Here is a 17,391-nt window from a genome sequence, read left to right on the forward strand (position 1 = left end):
CGTGAGAAAAGTCTTATATTTTTGTCGCTTTTTGCAAAGTTAACTCAATCTGTGATTTAACAGATAAAATCGCTATCTGATACTTGAGTGTCGGCAAAAAATCGCGCATTATCGATAGGTTAAGGGCTCGCATAATTTATCTAATGTTATGTTTTTATGAGTAAAATTTCGCTGTGATGCTTGACGTGGCTGTTTTCAGGCTGGTTGCCCAACGGTGAGGTGGAACCAGCAGACTTCTCCATGTTTGAGCAATATGTCAATGACCCTCGCGTTACGCCACCCGCAGAGCTGCAAACACACCTCTATCTTTTCTATCTTTCGGTGAAGTAATCCTGCCCGACTGTTGCGTTCGAGTTTCGCATCACGGCGATTCGTGGTGTTAACGGACGCTAATTGCCCCGTTTAGTGCGGGGGTTCCCTCTATGTCGTGCTGGCAAGTCACACGTTGCATCAGTGTTTGGATCAGATCAAGCATGGCATGTTGAGTGAGTGTCATGGCTCGGCGGGCACTGGTGGCAAGCGCCAGTCGGGTTGTGAGGGGGGGAGAGCCAATCTGCCGCATATGCAGCAGCTCTGCTTTTTCAAAGCGTACCAATGCCATTTGCGATAATACCGCGCAACCTAGGCCATCACAGACCAGTTCCAGAATGGCTGGGACGCTGTCGATTTCCAGTGCGATATTCGGGTGGTAGCCTTGCTCTGCCAGTGCAGATTCAACCAGCATCCGAATGGAATGTGGCTTGGAAGGGATCACCAGCGGTTTATCTGCCAGTGCCGTAAGCGATACGACATCATCCGATTGAGTAGACGTGGCGCGTTCGATCAAATAGAGCGGCTCATTGCTGATCGGAATGATGTCGATTTCGGTGGTCGGTGTGGGGGTGTATAACAGAGCGATATCCATACGGCCATTACGCAGTGATTCCTGCATATTGCTCGACAACCCTTCACAAATAGCCAGTGAAGCATGTGGCATTTTCTGGTGGAACGCCCGTGTTAACGGAACCGTCAGCAGGCGTGACAGGCTTGGCGGTAGGCCGACAACAACGTGCCCAGATAGCGCACCTTTAGCTTTGCTAACGATCTCGCGGGTACGTTCGACCTGGTGAAGTATCCCGAGCCCATGCTCCAGCAAGGCTTTCCCTGCTTCGGTCATGGTGACACCACGCCCATTGCGCAGTAACAAAGACTGTTGCAGTTCAACTTCGAGTTGGCGGATCTGGCGGCTGATGGCGGACTGGGCAATGTCCAGCATGACGGCGGCTTTGGTAAAGCTGCCTAACTCGGCAACATGGACGAAATACTCGATTTGTTTCAGATCCATACTGATGCTCCTTTTGTCACTCTAGCACTGGCCGCACTTTTCCTGCAATTGCATGACGATGTCGTTTGCTGTGCTCTCGGTCACGCTATCTCAAAATAGCATATCTAATAGTTTGAAATGCCTATTTTACAAGTTGTTTACACACTGAATAATGACCCTATGCACCACTGGGCCATAACCTCATTGCTGCGTATCAGTGCGTTATTCCGCAGCCGATAGTTTCAAAACGCTGTGTTATCAGTCATCGACTCAAGGGAAAAGATGTTATGCAAAAGCCTATCTCAACCCTCTTTATGCGTGGCGGAACATCACGCGGTCCTTTTTTTAACGAAGCGGATTTGCCCACCGATCCCAAACAGCGTGACCGTATCCTGCTTGCGGTAATGGGCTCACCGGATCGTCGCCAGATCGACGGTTTAGGGGGGGGCAACCCGCTGACCAGTAAAGTCGGCATTGTTGGCAAAGGCACAACACCGGGCATTGATCTCACATTTCTTTTTGCACAAGTCGTCCCGGATAAGCCGATTGTTGATACCTCTCCTAACTGCGGCAATATGCTTGCCGCCGTGGTGCCTTTTGCATTGGAGACCGGATTAGTCAGCCCTCAGGGGGAGACCAGCACTTTCCGTGTATTGACACTGAACACCGACATGCAGTGCGACATTACCGTACAAACGCCCAATGGACAGGTGGCGTATGAAGGTCATGTCCGTATTGACGGCGTCCCAGGGACGGCGGCTCCCATCACCATTAACTTTCTCGATACCGCAGGTTCGGTGTGTGCCGAGTTGTTGCCGACCGGCAATGTAATGGATTCGATTGAACTCCCCGGAATGGGGCGGCTTGATGTGACCTGTATTGATAACGGGATGCCGCTGGTGATCATGCGTGCGGCTGATGTTGGCCGCACAGGCCGCGAGTCGGTGGCTGACCTTAATGCGGATATCGAGCTGAAAACACGCCTAGAGGCGCTGCGCCTGCATTGTGGCTATTTGATGGGGTTGGGCGACGTGGCACAAAAAACCTATCCCAAAATGTGTCTGATTGCCCCGCCAGTCAATGGGGGGAGTATTGCGACCCGTTGTTTCATTCCCCATGTCTGCCACGACGCGATAGGTGTGCTGGCGGCGGTAACGGTTGGTACGGCGTGTGTATTAACCGGCTCGGTAGCGGATGGCGTGGCCCAACTGCCTGAAGGGGCGGTCAAGCGGGTGTCTGTTGAACATCCCTCGGGGGAGTTTTCTGTCGATCTGGCGCTCAGTGCGGATGATCCACAACGGGTTGAAAAAGCGGCATTGCTGCGTACTGCACGCTTGATTATGCGGGGGGAGGTGATGGTACCTATCCCCTGACCACACGAAAAAGCGCGATATAGGGGCCCCTGTATCCGATGTTCGATCCGTATATTTGGCAATCGGTTAACCCGTTCGCTATCTGCACGAAGCACTTTGCAAACGCCCATCAACCGGCTTAGCAACCGCTTCAGTGGCGGCACGCCGTGTAACATCAGATTTTTAAAGGATCACTCATGCAAAAAGATATCATTGATGTTCAACACGTTATTGACCAAAGTCGGTTTTCGCCGTTTCAGTGGCTGACTTTTATTTTATGCTTTTTGATCGTTTTACTGGATGGCTTTGATACGGCAGCGATTGGTTATATCGCCCCCTCGTTGCTACAAGAGTGGGGGCTGGAGAAAAAGGATCTGGCTCCGGTATTGAGTGCAGCGCTGTTTGGTTTGGCGGCGGGAGCCCTGTTAGCCGGGCCGTTGGCAGATCGTTTCGGACGCAAGCTGGTGCTACTGGTCTCTGTGTTGTTGTTTGGCGTGTTTAGCCTGACGTCCGCCTATGCCGCAAATCTACACTCTCTGACCGCCCTGCGTTTTTTAACTGGCGTAGGGTTGGGGGCGGCAATGCCTAATGCCGTCACATTGATGAGCGAGTTCAGCCCCAGCCAGCGACGCGCCATGATCACCAATGCCATGTTCTGCGGTTTTCCGCTTGGGGCCGCATTGGGAGGGGGCCTGGCGTCATTGATGATCCCGCAATGGGGATGGCGCAGTGTGCTGATGTTGGGCGGGGTCGTACCGCTAGTGTTGGTATTGGTGATGTTACGCTATCTGCCAGAATCGGTGCGATATCTGGTGGCGAAAGGGAAACCGGTTGAACGTGTGCGCAGTATCCTCTCTCGTATTTCTCCGCATGTTTATTCTGCCAAAGCGTTTGTGCTGACTGAAGTAACCGCAGAGCAGGGGCTGCCAGCCCAGAGCGGTGTGCAGGTGATCCTCTCCCGCCGTTACCTCGTTGGTTCTGTCATGTTATGGCTGACTTATTTTATGGGGTTGGTCATCTTCTACGCCTTGATCAACTGGATGCCAATCCTGTTTCGTGAAGCGGGTTTGACGCCGAAAACCGCATTGCTGATCTCTGCATTATTCCCGTTAGGTGGCGTGGGTGCGGTGTTCTGCGGTTGGCTGATGGACCGCTTTAACGCTGATCGCACCATTGCTGTCTGTTATGCCCTCACCGCCGTGGCCGTAGCTGCTATTGGTCAGATGGCTCACAACGTTGGGCTGCTGGTGGCGGTGGTGTTTGTTGCCGGTACGTTAATGAATACGGCGCAGTCTTCCATGCCCGCGTTGGCTGCGGTTTTTTATCCGACCGCCGGTCGTGCCACTGGGGTCGCCTGGATGCTTGGTCTCGGGCGTTTTGGCGGGATTGCCGGTTCATTTCTGGTGGCTGAATTAGCGCGCCGTCATCTCGATTTCAGTGAAATATTTGTTGTGATCGCCTTCCCTGCATTGATTGCCACTATTGCGCTGTTGATCAAACAGTTCAGCGCACAAGCCAGAGCACGACGTGACCAACAGCAGGCTAAGGTGGCGATGGCGTCTGAGTTGACGGTGAGAGAGTGACTGCCTATTCGCGTGCGACATAGGGATAACACCACAAATTGAGTGATTTTTGAATTGAACAGGATGAACACATGATTATTGATTGTCACGGTCATTACACCACTGCACCTAAAGCGCTCGAAGTATGGCGTAACCAGCAGATTGCGAATCTGGCAACGCCTCATCTGGGGCCGAAAGTGTCATCGCTCAGCATCAGTGATGATGAACTGCGTGAGACGATTGAACAGAATCAGCTACGTCTGCTGAAGGAGCGTGGCCTGGATATGGTGGTGTTTTCACCCCGAGCCAGCTTTATGGCTCATCACATTGGCGATTTCAACACCAGCGCCACCTGGTCGGCTATTTGCAATGAGCTCTGTTTCAGGGTGTCGACGTTATTTCCCGATCACTTTATTGGCGCGGCGATGTTGCCACAGTCACCCGGTGTCGATCCCGCGAGTTGTATTCCAGAACTTGAGCGTTGTATCAATGAGTATGGTTTTGTCGCCATTAACCTGAACCCGGATCCTTCTGGTGGGCATTGGAATTCGCCGCCGCTGTATGACCGCCATTGGTATCCGATTTATGAAAAGATGGTGGAGTACGATATCCCAGCGATGGTGCATGTTTCCACCAGTTGCAATTGCAATTTCCACACCACAGGCGCGCACTATCTGAATGCCGACACCACCGCATTTATGCAGTGCCTGACGTCTGATCTGTTCAAGGACTTTCCCACCCTGCGTTTTGTTATTCCCCATGGCGGGGGAGCAGTACCCTATCACTGGGGGCGTTTCCGTGGGCTGGCACAAGAGCTGAAAAAACCGGATCTGCGTGAACATCTGCTGAAAAATATTTTCTTTGATACCTGTGTCTATCACCAGCCAGGGATAGACCTGCTGACCAACGTGATCCCGGTGGAGAATGTCTTGTTTGCATCAGAAATGATCGGTGCAGTACGCGGTATTGATCCACAAACCGGTCACTACTATGACGATACCCGACGCTACATAGAAGGAGCTGCGCTGACGGATGCACAGCGTGGCCTGATTTATGAGGGCAATGTTCGTCGTGTTTATCCTCGCTTGGATCAGGCGTTGAAAAATAGAGGCCGCTAAATCTGAAGGCGTGCACGGTGTTCGTGAAGGAGAAAAGTGATGAAAAATTTGAATCAACTGGGGGTAGTTCACCGCAGTATTGAACGTGCCGACCCCGAGGCGGTTAAGGCGCTATCGGCTTTTGGGGTAGCGACACTGCATGAGGCAATGGGGCGAGTGGGATTAATGAAGCCCTATATGCGCCCCGTCTATCCCGGCGCAAGAATGTGTGGAATCGCAGTGACCGTGCTGCTGCAACCCGGTGATAACTGGATGATGCATGTGGCCGCAGAGCAACTGAAGAAAGGTGATGTGCTGGTCGCTGCCTGTACCAGCGATTGTGAGGATGGGTTCTTTGGCGATCTGCTGGCCACCAGTTTTCAGGCTCGTGGTGCTCAGGGGCTGATCATCGATGGTGGGGTACGCGATGTGCGTGATCTTGAACAGATGAACTTCCCTGTTTTCTCTCGTGCCATCCATGCCAAAGGCACCATTAAGGCCACGCTGGGTTCAGTGAATATTCCTGTGGTGTGTGCTGGGGCACTGGTGGAGCCAGGTGATGTCATTGTGGCTGATGTGGATGGTGTGGTGGTGGTTCCCTCAGCCAAGGCAGGCCTGGTGGCACAGAAAGCCCACGAGCGTGAAGAGAAAGAGGCAGAGAAGCGGCAATTACTGGCTTCTGGAGTGCTGGGACTGGATATGTACAACATGCGTGAACCGCTCACCAAAGCCGGATTGCGTTATATCGACTGACCGACAGGGGAAAGAGTCTATGGAGCCCGAATTGATTGAAAACGGGTGCATCGGGTTGCTTGGATACGGTGAAGTGGGGCGCATTCTGGCGGAGGATCTGCGTGCCAGGGGGATAAAGCAACTGTGTACCTATGACAGCAAATTTTCCCAGCCAGCAACAGCAGGGCAGGCACTATTAGCACACGCTCAACAACACGGGGTGGTGGCGGTTGAGAGTGCCGCTGCACTGGGCGCTGCCAGTCAATTTATTATTTGCGCAGTGACTGCCGACCAAACAGTCAACGCAGCACAGGCTTGTGCTGGCGGTATCGGTAAGGGTGTTGGGTTTCTCGACTTCAATTCAGCGTCGCCAACATCTAAACAACAGGCGGCAAAGGCAATAGAGGGCGCTGGTGGCCTCTATGTAGAAGGTGCGGTGATGACCTCTGTCCCACCGTATCGCATCCGAGTGCCACTGCTGCTGGGAGGGCCGGCGGCGCACTGCATGCTGCCGACTCTGCTGGCGTTGGGGTTTGATGCCAAAGTGGCGTCCGAAACACTGGGGGTAGCCTCGGCCACCAAGATGTGCCGCAGTGTGATGATCAAGGGGCTGGAAGCGCTGGTGATTGAGAGTTTTACCGCAGCCCGCGCCTACGGTGTGGAAGATCAGGTTTTGGCCTCACTGGCAGAGACGTTTCCCAGTATTGATTGGCAGCAGCAAGGCAGTTATTTCTTTCAGCGGGTGATTGAACATGGACGCCGCCGCGCAGAAGAGATGCGTGAAGTGGCTGCCACCATAAGCGAGATCGGCCTAGAGCCTGCAATGGCATCAGGCACGGTAGTACGCCAGGCGTGGATAGCGGATCAGGCTGAGCAAGGGATTTTTGGTGCCCGTTCTGATGCCGCTTTTGCGCGCAGTACAGATTGGCGAACCGAAGCGGACCGACTACTCAATGATATCGCTAAAAAACCACCAGGGGGAGTGCATGAAGTTTGAAAAGACACCGGGATGGCTTGACTGGTATGCCAACCCATCGAAACCACATTTTGTTCTACCGCCCGGCAGTGTGGATGCTCATTGCCATGTGTTTGGCCCAGGCGAGCACTTTCCATATGCCGAAGAGCGGAAATACACGCCCTGTGATGCCAGCAAACAGCAGCTGTTTGCGTTGCGTGATCACTTGGGTTTTTCTCGCAATGTGATTGTGCAGGCCACCTGCCATGGCGCGGATAACCGCGCGATGGTGGATGCTTGTCTGGCTGCTAATGGCAAGGCCCGTGGTGTGGCGACTGTACGGCGCGATGTGTCAGATGAGACGTTACAAGCGTTACATGCCGCGGGGGTGCGTGGGGTGCGCTTCAATTTTGTTAAACGGTTGGTGGATTTCACCCCAAAGGCGGCATTGCAGGAAATTGCCGCCCGCATTGCCCCACTGGGTTGGCATATCGTGGTTTATTTCGAAGCGCAGGATCTCGGTGAGTTACGCGACTTTTTTACTGCGTTACCCACAGTGGTGGTGGTGGACCATATGGGGCGGCCCGATGTTCGCCAACCGGTGGATGGGCCGGCGTTCTCCGCGTTTGTCGAATTGATGACACAGCATCCGCATATCTGGTCAAAAGTGAGCTGTCCAGAGCGTTTGTCGGTGACAGGCCCAGCCGCACTGAATGGTGAACGGCAGAGTTACCGGGATGTAGTGCCGTTTGCTCGGCACTTGGTCGAACAGTTCCCCGACCGTGTGCTATGGGGGACGGACTGGCCACACCCCAACCTGAACAACTCTATGCCAGATGATGGACTGCTGGTGGATTTCATTCCACTGATTGCAGAAACGGCACTGTTGCAGCGCAAGCTGCTGGTCGATAACCCGATGCGGCTTTACTGGCCGGAGGAAATCTGACATGGCACTTGATAAACCGTACCAAGATGTTCCAGGAACCACCATTTTTGACGCAGACCAGTCACGCAAGGGGTACTGGCTTAACCAGTTCTGCTCTTCTTTGATGAAGCCAGAGAACCGCGCGCGTTTCAAAGCGAATGAACGTGCCTATCTTGATGAGTGGGCGATGAGTGATGAGCAAAAACAGGCGGTGCTGGCACGTGACCTGAATCGCTGTATTGCCTTGGGAGGCAATATTTATTTTCTCGCCCGCATCGGTGCCACAGATGGATTAAGTTTTCAGCAAATGGCGGGCAGCATGACGGGAATGGATGAAACCGCATACCGTGACATGATGATCCTCGGTGGACGCGCTATCGAAGGCAACCGTTATCAACATGAGTGGGAGGAGAAAAAGTAATGGCCCATATTTCTGCGAGTGTCTATACCTCCCATGTACCTGCGATTGGTGCAGCCCTGGATCTTGGCAAGGCCCATGAACCCTATTGGGCCTCGGTATTCGATGGCTATGCGTTTTCCAAGGCATGGATCCGCGACAACCCGCCCGATGTGATCTTTCTGGTGTATAACGACCACGCCACTGCCTTTGACCTCGATATCATTCCCACCTTTGCGCTCGGTACTGCGGCAGAGTACCCGATAGCAGATGAAGGCTGGGGGCCACGCCCGGTGCCCACTGTGTATGGGCATCCCGAATTGGCCGCTCATATTGCACAGAGTGTGATCCGTGATGATTTTGACTTGACGCTGGTCAATCGGATGCCGGTTGACCATGGTCTGACGGTACCTCTATCGCTGATGTTTGGCCAGCCATCTGCCTGGCCCTGCAAAGTGATCCCGCTGGCGGTGAACGTGGTGCAGTATCCCGTTCCTTCCGGTCAGCGCTGTTTCCAGTTGGGGCAGGCGATCAGCCGTGCTGTGGCGTCGTTTGATGAGGATCTGAATGTGCAAATCTGGGGCACTGGCGGTATGAGCCATCAGATACAGGGGCCACGCGCTGGGCTCATCAACTCACCGTGGGATAACCACTTTCTTGACCAACTGATTGCTGATCCGGCGGCGTTGGCCACTATGCCGCACATTGATTATGTACGTGAAGCCGGATCGGAAGGTATTGAATTGGTGATGTGGTTGATTGCCCGTGGTGCCATGGCGGATGTGGCTGGCGGGGCGACGCCTCGGCTGGCACATCGCTTCTACCACGTTCCGGCATCTAATACTGCGGTGGGTCACTTGATTTTGGAGAATGTCTTATGAGCAACACACTTAAGGTCGCCCTCGCCGGGCCAGGTGCCTTCGGCATTAAACACCTGGAGGCGATTAAAGCGATTCCTGATGTGGAAGTGGTGTCACTGATTGGCGCACGTCTTGATGCTGCCAATGCCGTGGCCGAACAATATGGTATCCCCCATGTCACTACCCAGTTGGCGGACACACTGGCCCTGCCAGAGGTCGATGCGGTGATCCTGGCCACTCCCACCCAATTGCATGCCTCTCAGGCGATAGCCTGTATGCAGGCAGGAAAACACGTTCAGACCGAAATTCCTTTAGCGGATTGCTGGGCAGACGCCCAAGCGGTTCTGGCCGCACAACAGGTGACCGGCAAAGTCGCCATGGTGGGGCACACTCGGCGTTTTAATCCCAGCCATCAGTGGATTTATCGCCGAACCGTTGCTGGCGAGTTCAACCTCCAGCAAATGGATGTTCAGACCTATTTTTTCCGACGTACCAATATGAACGCGTTGGGGCAGCCCCGTAGTTGGACAGACCATCTTCTTTGGCACCATGCCGCGCATACCGTTGATCTGTTTGCCTACCAGACTCGCTCACGTATCGTCAAAGCCAATGCCATTCAAGGGCCGATCTCGGCTGCTTTAGGGATTGCCATGGACATGTCAATTCAACTTAAGGCTGAAAATGGTGCCATCTGCACCTTGTCTCTCTCATTCAATAATGATGGCCCGCTCGGCACCTTCTTCCGCTATATCGGTGATAGTGGCACTTACCTTGCCCGTTACGATGATTTGTACAGCGGTAAAGAAGAAAAAATCGACGTTTCTGATGTTGATGTCTCGATGAATGGCATCGAATTGCAGGATCGCGAATTTTTTGCCGCGATCCGAGAAGGGCGTGAGCCCAATGGCAGTGTGGCGCAAGTGCTCGATTGCTATCGAGTATTACATGAACTTGAACAGCAATTGCAGGATAAGTAACAGGTTGATTTTCTGATAAATATCTCGTCTATATCCAAAATGATTCGGGTTGATTGCTGTGGCCCCATTAGGGGAGAGGCTCAGGAAGAGCCGAGTATTTAGGCGTAGCCAACTCGACTGCCCCTTGAAGTATCACAGGTATACCCGTGGGTTGTATAACGGCTTGAGGAGAACGTGATGAAAACACAAATCGCTATTATTGGCGCAGGACCTTCAGGGTTGTGTCTGGCACTGTTACTGAGCCAGAAAGGTATCAAGAGTGTGGTATTGGAAAGACAGACGCGCGACTATGTCGAAGCGCGCGTGCGCGCCGGGATACTGGAGCAAGGTATGATAGATCTCATTCGCCATGCCGGCGTGGGGAGTCGAATGGACAAGGAAGGCTTGCTTCATGAGGGTTTCAGCCTGGTGTTTGATCATCAGATCAAACGGATCGATCTCGCGGGTTTGAGTGGTGGAAAAAAGGTCATGGTCTATGGTCAGACTGAATTGACTAAAGATTTGTACGATAAGGTATTGCAGGACGATAACATCCAAGTCATTTTTGAAGCGCGGGATGTGTTGCCGACAGGCTTTTTTGACAATAAACCCACCATCAGTTTCATCGCCAACGGTGAACCGCAGGTATTGCACTGCGACTATATCGCCGGTTGTGATGGCTACCATGGCGCATCACGTGCCGCGGTACCGAAGGATCGTTTGCGGGAGTATGAACGCGTTTATCCTTTTGGCTGGCTGGGGCTGCTGGCAGAGACTCCGCCAGTCCATGAAGAGTTAATTTATGTCAATCACCCGCGTGGCTTTGCATTGTGCTCCATGCGTTCTCATACCCGCAGCCGCTATTATCTGCAAGTTCCGCTGACTGATCAGGTGGAAGCGTGGTCAGATGACGCATTTTGGCATGAGTTGCGCCTTCGCCTGCCAGAACCTTATGCCAGCACACTGGTCACTGGGCCATCATTCGAAAAAAGTATTGCACCGTTGCGTAGCTTTGTGGTTGAACCTTTGCGCTTTGGCTCTTTGTTCCTGGTGGGTGATGCTGGGCACATTGTGCCGCCAACTGGGGCTAAAGGATTGAATTTGGCAGCATCCGATGTGCACTATCTGTCAACTGCGTTGATCGCTTGGTATGAGGCGGGGCGTCAGGATCTGCTTGATCGTTACTCCGAAACGGCGCTGCGTCGTATTTGGGCAGCGGTGCGCTTCTCATGGTGGTTTACCTCTGTGATGCACAAATTCTCCGATGACCCGATTGAGCAGAAAATTCAGGTGGCTGAGTTGGAATACCTGATGCGGTCACAAGCAGGTCAAACGACGATTGCTGAAAACTATGTTGGGTTAGATTTTGCCGCAGATTTTGTCTAATCCAGTCACTGTACGATAAGGATGGCGAACTCGGCATCCTTACTCCTGAGTCTATGGTACTACCCCAATGTGGCTGTCTTGCCCAGCAAGATGAACATCGTACATACCAGCCCCATCCGTTCCAGCGTTACTAATGAACCACCATATACAAAACCGTATCTACGGTGGTGTGAGAGGACGGCGGGAGTGTGCCCGCCTCCTATTCGATTTTCAGTAAATATTTAAACCGGATTAGCGGTGATGATTTTCGCCACCTTGTCTGCTTGGGCATTCAACTGCAACTGGCGGTAAGCATTTTCCATCAACGGCAATGCATCGCGTGTTGCTTGAGTGTCCGGGAAATCGCGCATCATTTGCTCAACACGATTAACCACCGCGACGTAGGCACCACGTTTAGTGTAGTATTCCGCTACTGAGAGCTCATGCTTAGCGAGACGGTTTTTCAGGAACACCTGCCGTTTATAAGCATCTGCTGCATATTGGCTATCAGGAAACTGTTGAAGGAGTTGGCTAAAGTCGCGAAACGCGGCGCGCCCATGCTGTGGATCACGGTCCGAACGATCAACGCCGAAGAAGCCCTGTAGTGCGTTGTCATCTTGGGCCATGTTGGTCAGGCCACGCATATACATGACATAATCGATGTTTGGGTGCGTCGGATTCAGGCGCATAAAACGGTCGATCGAGGCTTGTGCCAACGGTAAATCGTCAGATTTATAGTAGGCATAAATCAAGTCCAACTGAACCTGCTGGGAGTACTGCCCGAAAGGATAGCGGTTATCTAACGCTTCGAGTTGCGTAATCGCAGCCTTAAAGTTACCTTCTTGTAGTTTTTGCTGGGCAGTAGCATAGATTTCCGAAGGTGGATTGTCGGGAACCACATCTTTGGATGTGGAGCAACCTGCCAGCATCAGACTCAATGTGGCTGCTGCCACCAGATATTTCATACGCGTCATGACGTTTTGATTATCCTCAAGGTGTTATTCCGGAAACTGTCCGTTAAGTTTCCGGCAAAAGACCAGTTATACCCATTACCTTTCAAATTTCAGGGGTATTGGCTGCCTGTACTTACCCGAATGATTAACTGCTTTATGCTTATCGGGCTTTACTCCGTTGCCACTTATCTGCATCTTGAAACAACATCGGTATACAATAGTACATTATATTAAACGGCATCGCCGCGAAAACCCAACGTTAATGAAGAAGTGACATATGGTACAACAAGTACAACTCACCGCAACGGTGGCCGAAACTCAACTCGGACAACGTTTAGATCAGGCTTTGGCAGAATTGTTCCCTGATTATTCCCGATCTCGCATAAAAGATTGGATACTGGAAGATCGTGTGCAGGTCAATGGAAAAACAGCAAATAAACCTAAAGAGAGGGTTTTGGGAGGGGAAACTGTTGCTATTGATGCACAAGTAGACGAAGAGGTTCGTTGGGAGCCACAGGATATTGCACTGGATATTGTCTATGAAGATGCCGATATTTTAGTGATTAACAAACCGCGTAACCTGGTGGTGCACCCTGGTGCGGGTAATCCAGATGGTACAGTGCTTAATGCCTTGTTACATTATTTCCCCGCAATTGCCGACGTACCTCGTGCCGGGATCGTCCATCGTTTGGATAAAGACACCACCGGTTTGATGGTTGTGGCAAAAACGATTCCAGCGCAAACACGCTTGGTTGAAGCTTTGCAGGCACGTGAGATTACCCGTGAGTATGAGGCAGTGGCAATCGGTACCATGACTGCGGGGGGCACCGTGGAGGAGCCGATAGCGCGTCACTCTACTAAACGTACTCATATGGCAGTACACCCGATGGGTAAACCTGCCGTAACCCATTATCGTATTATGGAGCACTTCCGCGCGCATACCCGTCTACGCTTGCGTTTGGAAACAGGGCGCACGCACCAGATCCGAGTACACATGGCGTACATTGGTCATCCGCTGGTGGGGGATCAATTGTATGGTGGCCGGCCACGTCCACCTAAAGGTGCTTCCGAAGCATTTATCAATACGCTACGTGGTTTCGATCGTCAGGCGCTACATGCCACTATGTTGCGTCTCTACCACCCGATCAGCGGTATTCAGATGGAATGGCATGCGCCATTGCCACCGGATATGGTCGAGTTGATTGAGGCATTAAAAGCTGACACCAAAGAATTTAGAGATCAGATGGATTGGTAATGAATTCACTTATTGTGCCTGATTGGCCTCTGCCTGCTGGGGTTAAAGCCTGTAGTACGACTCGACTCGGTGGTATCAGTTTACCTCCCTATGATTCCCTGAACTTGGGGGATCATGTTGGTGATGATATTCAGGCTGTGGCCCATAACCGCCAATTGCTGGTGGCATTGGCTGGTTTGCCGCAAATGCCATTGTGGCTTGAACAGGTGCATGGCACAAAAGTCCTGATGTTGGATGGACAAATGCCGCAAGACAAGCAAGCTGACGCGGTTTATAGCAATAAGGTTGGCCAGGTGTGCGCAGTGATGACGGCAGATTGCCTGCCAGTTCTCTTTGCATCACTGGCGGGTGATGAGGTTGCTGCTGCACATGCAGGGTGGCGAGGTTTATGCAATGGCGTGTTGGAAAATACCGTTGCACACTTTGCCGCTGAGCCAGCACAGATCATCGCGTGGCTTGGTCCGGCCATAGGCCCACGTCAATTCGAAGTCGGTCCTGAAGTCAGAGAGGCATTCATTGCGGTTGACCGTGCTGCGGCTGCAGCATTTATTCCCCATGGTGAAAAGTTTCTCGCGGATATCTATTTTTTAGCCAAACAGCGGTTACAGCGTGCTGGTATTTTAGCCATTTATGGTGGAAACCGTTGCACTATGAGCGAAATGAGTCATTTTTTCTCCTATCGGCGCGATGGATTAACCGGACGTCTGGCAAGTTTGGTTTGGGTGATATAACCTACTACCCTAGGACGATCCACAGATGCATAACGTTGTACTCATAATTAGTGTTGAAATAACCTTGAAAATTTGAGGAATGACCTCATTTGATCTCCAGTAGCAATTTCAACCTATATTGGAGGTGTTATGCGTCTGGATCGTCTTACTAACAAATTCCAGCTTGCCCTCGCCGACGCTCAATCTCTAGCCCTTGGGCGCGACAATCAATTTATTGAACCGTTACATCTTATGAGCGCGTTGCTCAATCAAGAGGGGGGCACGGTTCGTCCATTATTAACGGCTGCCGGAGTCGATGTTGCGCATCTGCGCACAGGCATCGATCAGGCTTTGGCTCGTCTGCCGCAAGTAGAAGGTACTGGTGGGGATGTTCAGCCCTCAAATGAACTGGTACGTGTTCTTAACCTCTGTGACAAGTTGGCGCAAAAGCGAGCCGATAAGTTTATTTCTTCCGAGTTGTTTGTGCTGGCGGTGCTTGAAGAACGCGGTACTTTGACCGACCTACTGAAAGCGTCCGGTGCAACAGTGGATAAAATATCCAAGTCTATTGAGCAAATGCGGGGTGGTGACAGCGTGGATGACCAAGGTGCAGAAGATCAACGTCAAGCATTGAAAAAATACACAATTGATCTCACTGAGCGTGCAGAGCAGGGCAAACTTGATCCGGTGATTGGTCGCGATGAAGAGATCCGCCGAACCATTCAGGTCCTGCAACGTCGTACCAAAAATAATCCGGTATTGATTGGTGAACCGGGTGTCGGTAAAACTGCCATTGTTGAAGGTTTGGCTCAGCGCATTATCAATGGTGAAGTGCCTGAGGGGCTGAAACATAAGCGAGTGCTTTCCCTTGATATGGGGGCGTTGATTGCCGGTGCTAAATATCGCGGTGAGTTTGAAGAGCGCCTGAAAGGGGTGTTGAGTGATCTTGCCAAGCAGGAAGGTAGTGTCATTCTCTTTATTGATGAATTACACACCATGGTGGGTGCTGGCAAAGCAGATGGGGCGATGGATGCCGGCAACATGCTTAAACCCGCACTTGCCCGTGGTGAGCTACATTGCGTCGGTGCCACAACCTTAAATGAGTATCGTCAGTATATAGAGAAAGATGCCGCACTTGAGCGACGTTTCCAAAAGGTCTATGTGGCGGAACCTAGCGTTGAGGATACCATTGCCATATTGCGTGGTCTGAAAGAACGTTACGAACTGCATCATCATGTTCAGATTACTGACCCGGCGATTGTCGCGGCGGCGACTCTGTCGCATCGTTATGTTTCCGATCGTCAGTTACCGGACAAAGCCATCGACTTGATCGATGAAGCCGCATCCAGTATCCGCATGCAGATGGATTCTAAGCCAGAGTCACTTGATCGTCTTGAGCGCCGTATTATTCAACTTAAACTCGAGCAACAGGCGCTGAATAAAGAGTCAGATGATGCCAGTAAAAAACGACTGGAAATGCTGAGTGGTGAACTGGAACAGAAAGAGCGGGAATATTCTGAGCTTGAAGAGGAGTGGAAAGCAGAGAAAGCTTCCCTTACTGGTACGCAGAATATTAAGGCTGAACTGGAACAAGCCAAGATTTCACTGGAGCAGGCCCGTCGTATGGGTGACCTGGCTCGGATGTCTGAATTGCAGTATGGCAAAATCCCAGATTTGGAAAAACAGCTTGCAGCAGCAACCCAAGCTGAAGGCAAGACCATGAAGTTGCTGCGTAACCGGGTTACCGATGCGGAAATTGCTGAAGTGTTGGCCAAAGCAACGGGGATTCCAGTGGCCAAAATGCTGGAGGGAGAACGCGACAAACTGCTGCGTCTTGAACAAGAACTGCATTCCCGGGTGATTGGGCAGGATGAAGCGGTGAACGCGGTAGCTAATGCTATTCGTCGTAGTCGTGCAGGTCTTTCGGATCCTAATCGACCAATCGGTTCATTCCTGTTCCTAGGGCCTACCGGGGTCGGTAAAACCGAACTGTGTAAAGCCTTGGCTTCGTTCCTGTTTGACAGTGACGATGCCATGATACGTATTGATATGTCGGAGTTTATGGAGAAGCACTCCGTATCGCGCTTGGTAGGGGCTCCTCCGGGTTATGTGGGTTATGAAGAGGGCGGATATTTGACAGAGGCTGTTCGCCGCCGTCCTTACTCAGTCATTCTGTTGGATGAGGTGGAAAAAGCCCATCCCGATGTATTCAATATTTTATTGCAGGTGTTGGATGATGGGCGCCTGACCGATGGTCAGGGCCGCACGGTTGATTTTCGCAATACGGTGGTGATCATGACTTCTAACCTGGGTTCTGACCTGATCCAGGAGCACTTTAGTGAGATGAATTATACGCAAATGAAGGAAGCGGTCATGGAGATGGTCACTCATCATTTCCGTCCGGAATTTATCAACCGTATAGATGAAGTTGTGGTCTTCCATCCGCTGGGTCAGAAACATATCGCGCAGATTGCCAAGATCCAGTTGGCTCGCTTGTACAGACGTCTGGAAGAGCGAGGCTATGAAGTCAACATGACGGAACCAGCGTTGGAGCTGTTAGGTAAAATAGGCTACGATCCAGTTTATGGTGCTCGGCCATTGAAGCGAGCAATTCAACAGGAAATAGAAAACCCGTTGGCGCAGCAGATCTTGTCTGGGCAATTGCTTCCAGGCAGACCAGTAACGTTGGATGTGGAAAACGATCATATCGTCGCTAAACAATAAATGAATGATTGTGATTAATGATAGGGGTGGATTACCACCCCTATATTATTTGAACGGGCAGATGGGCTTTTGATTGGCAATAATCTGCAAATGACGAATCAATTGCTCAAATAACAGTCGATAATGGTGGTTTTGATTGTTATTTGAACGGTTGGATCTTTTTTTGAATTTAGGGGTTGCGGTGAACTGAGAACTCCCTATAATGCGCCTCCACTGCTCGGGAACAACGGCTGACAAGTCGCCCT

General features: G+C 51.7%; 16 protein-coding genes. 13 read left to right on the top strand and 3 right to left on the bottom strand.

What is annotated here, in order from left to right:
* Positions 1 to 379: 379 nt before the first annotated feature.
* Positions 380 to 1,324 carry a LysR family transcriptional regulator gene (locus tag AC2A06_RS02975; protein WP_484379295.1) on the bottom strand — a complete coding sequence of 315 codons (945 nt, stop codon included), beginning with the start codon at positions 1,322 to 1,324 and terminating at the stop codon, positions 380 to 382.
* Between the two features lie 266 nt (positions 1,325 to 1,590).
* Here AC2A06_RS02975 and AC2A06_RS02980 point away from each other — a divergent pair, with 266 nt between their 5' ends.
* The 10 genes from AC2A06_RS02980 (at position 1,591) to pobA (ending at position 11,525) form a co-directional block, all read left to right on the top strand.
* Entirely contained in the window at positions 1,591 to 2,676 is a 1,086-nt protein-coding gene (locus AC2A06_RS02980; RefSeq protein ID WP_484379296.1) for a 4-oxalomesaconate tautomerase, read from the top strand.
* A gap of 176 nt (positions 2,677 to 2,852) precedes the next feature.
* Positions 2,853 to 4,238, top strand: coding sequence for an MFS transporter (locus tag AC2A06_RS02985; RefSeq protein WP_484379297.1), 1,386 nt, complete (start codon positions 2,853 to 2,855; stop codon positions 4,236 to 4,238).
* A gap of 71 nt (positions 4,239 to 4,309) precedes the next feature.
* Complete coding sequence (locus AC2A06_RS02990; protein ID WP_484379298.1) at positions 4,310 to 5,335, top strand: amidohydrolase family protein; 1,026 nt, start codon at positions 4,310 to 4,312, stop codon at positions 5,333 to 5,335.
* A gap of 39 nt (positions 5,336 to 5,374) precedes the next feature.
* Positions 5,375 to 6,067, top strand: coding sequence for a 4-carboxy-4-hydroxy-2-oxoadipate aldolase/oxaloacetate decarboxylase (gene ligK / locus AC2A06_RS02995; RefSeq protein ID WP_484379299.1), 693 nt, complete (start codon positions 5,375 to 5,377; stop codon positions 6,065 to 6,067).
* Positions 6,068 to 6,086: 19 nt separating this feature from the next.
* Complete coding sequence (locus tag AC2A06_RS03000) at positions 6,087 to 7,043, top strand: DUF1932 domain-containing protein (protein WP_484379300.1); 957 nt, start codon at positions 6,087 to 6,089, stop codon at positions 7,041 to 7,043.
* Positions 7,033 to 7,947: an amidohydrolase family protein gene (locus AC2A06_RS03005; RefSeq protein ID WP_484379301.1), complete on the top strand. Its 915-nt coding sequence runs from the start codon at positions 7,033 to 7,035 to the stop codon at positions 7,945 to 7,947. Before AC2A06_RS03000 ends, AC2A06_RS03005 begins: the two co-directional genes overlap by 11 nt.
* A 1-nt stretch (position 7,948) precedes the next feature.
* Complete coding sequence (gene ligA / locus AC2A06_RS03010; RefSeq protein ID WP_484379302.1) at positions 7,949 to 8,347, top strand: protocatechuate 4,5-dioxygenase subunit alpha; 399 nt, start codon at positions 7,949 to 7,951, stop codon at positions 8,345 to 8,347.
* Positions 8,347 to 9,204, top strand: coding sequence for a class III extradiol dioxygenase subunit beta (locus AC2A06_RS03015; protein ID WP_023491047.1), 858 nt, complete (start codon positions 8,347 to 8,349; stop codon positions 9,202 to 9,204). Before ligA ends, AC2A06_RS03015 begins: the two co-directional genes overlap by 1 nt.
* Positions 9,201 to 10,160 (top strand): Gfo/Idh/MocA family oxidoreductase, encoded by a 960-nt coding sequence (locus tag AC2A06_RS03020; protein WP_484379303.1) that lies wholly within the window; start codon positions 9,201 to 9,203, stop codon positions 10,158 to 10,160. The genes AC2A06_RS03015 and AC2A06_RS03020 overlap by 4 nt, the downstream gene beginning before the upstream one ends.
* Before the next feature lie 177 nt (positions 10,161 to 10,337).
* Complete coding sequence (gene pobA / locus AC2A06_RS03025) at positions 10,338 to 11,525, top strand: 4-hydroxybenzoate 3-monooxygenase (RefSeq protein ID WP_484379304.1); 1,188 nt, start codon at positions 10,338 to 10,340, stop codon at positions 11,523 to 11,525.
* Positions 11,526 to 11,746: 221 nt separating this feature from the next.
* Here the strand turns inward: pobA and bamD are convergent, their stop codons facing one another.
* On the bottom strand, positions 11,747 to 12,478 hold the full coding sequence (bamD, locus tag AC2A06_RS03030; RefSeq protein WP_484379305.1) for an outer membrane protein assembly factor BamD: 732 nt from the start codon (positions 12,476 to 12,478) through the stop codon (positions 11,747 to 11,749).
* A gap of 256 nt (positions 12,479 to 12,734) precedes the next feature.
* On the opposite strand from bamD, the gene rluD reads away from it, so the two are divergent.
* From rluD to clpB, 3 genes are all read left to right on the top strand, one after another.
* On the top strand, positions 12,735 to 13,712 hold the full coding sequence (gene rluD / locus AC2A06_RS03035) for a 23S rRNA pseudouridine(1911/1915/1917) synthase RluD (RefSeq protein WP_023491043.1): 978 nt from the start codon (positions 12,735 to 12,737) through the stop codon (positions 13,710 to 13,712).
* Positions 13,712 to 14,443, top strand: coding sequence for a purine nucleoside phosphorylase YfiH (gene yfiH / locus AC2A06_RS03040; protein ID WP_023491042.1), 732 nt, complete (start codon positions 13,712 to 13,714; stop codon positions 14,441 to 14,443). The genes rluD and yfiH overlap by 1 nt, the downstream gene beginning before the upstream one ends.
* A 129-nt stretch (positions 14,444 to 14,572) precedes the next feature.
* A complete protein-coding gene (gene clpB, locus AC2A06_RS03045) occupies positions 14,573 to 17,146 on the top strand; it encodes an ATP-dependent chaperone ClpB (RefSeq protein ID WP_473195952.1) in 2,574 nt (857 codons plus the stop codon).
* Positions 17,147 to 17,191: 45 nt separating this feature from the next.
* On the opposite strand, the gene AC2A06_RS03050 is transcribed toward clpB, so the two are convergent.
* Positions 17,192 to 17,391: hypothetical protein (locus tag AC2A06_RS03050; RefSeq protein ID WP_484379306.1), on the bottom strand; the 200-nt coding region annotated here is incomplete at its 5' end.

This window comes from Serratia sp. HNCC26DJ244 (assembly GCF_057180565.1).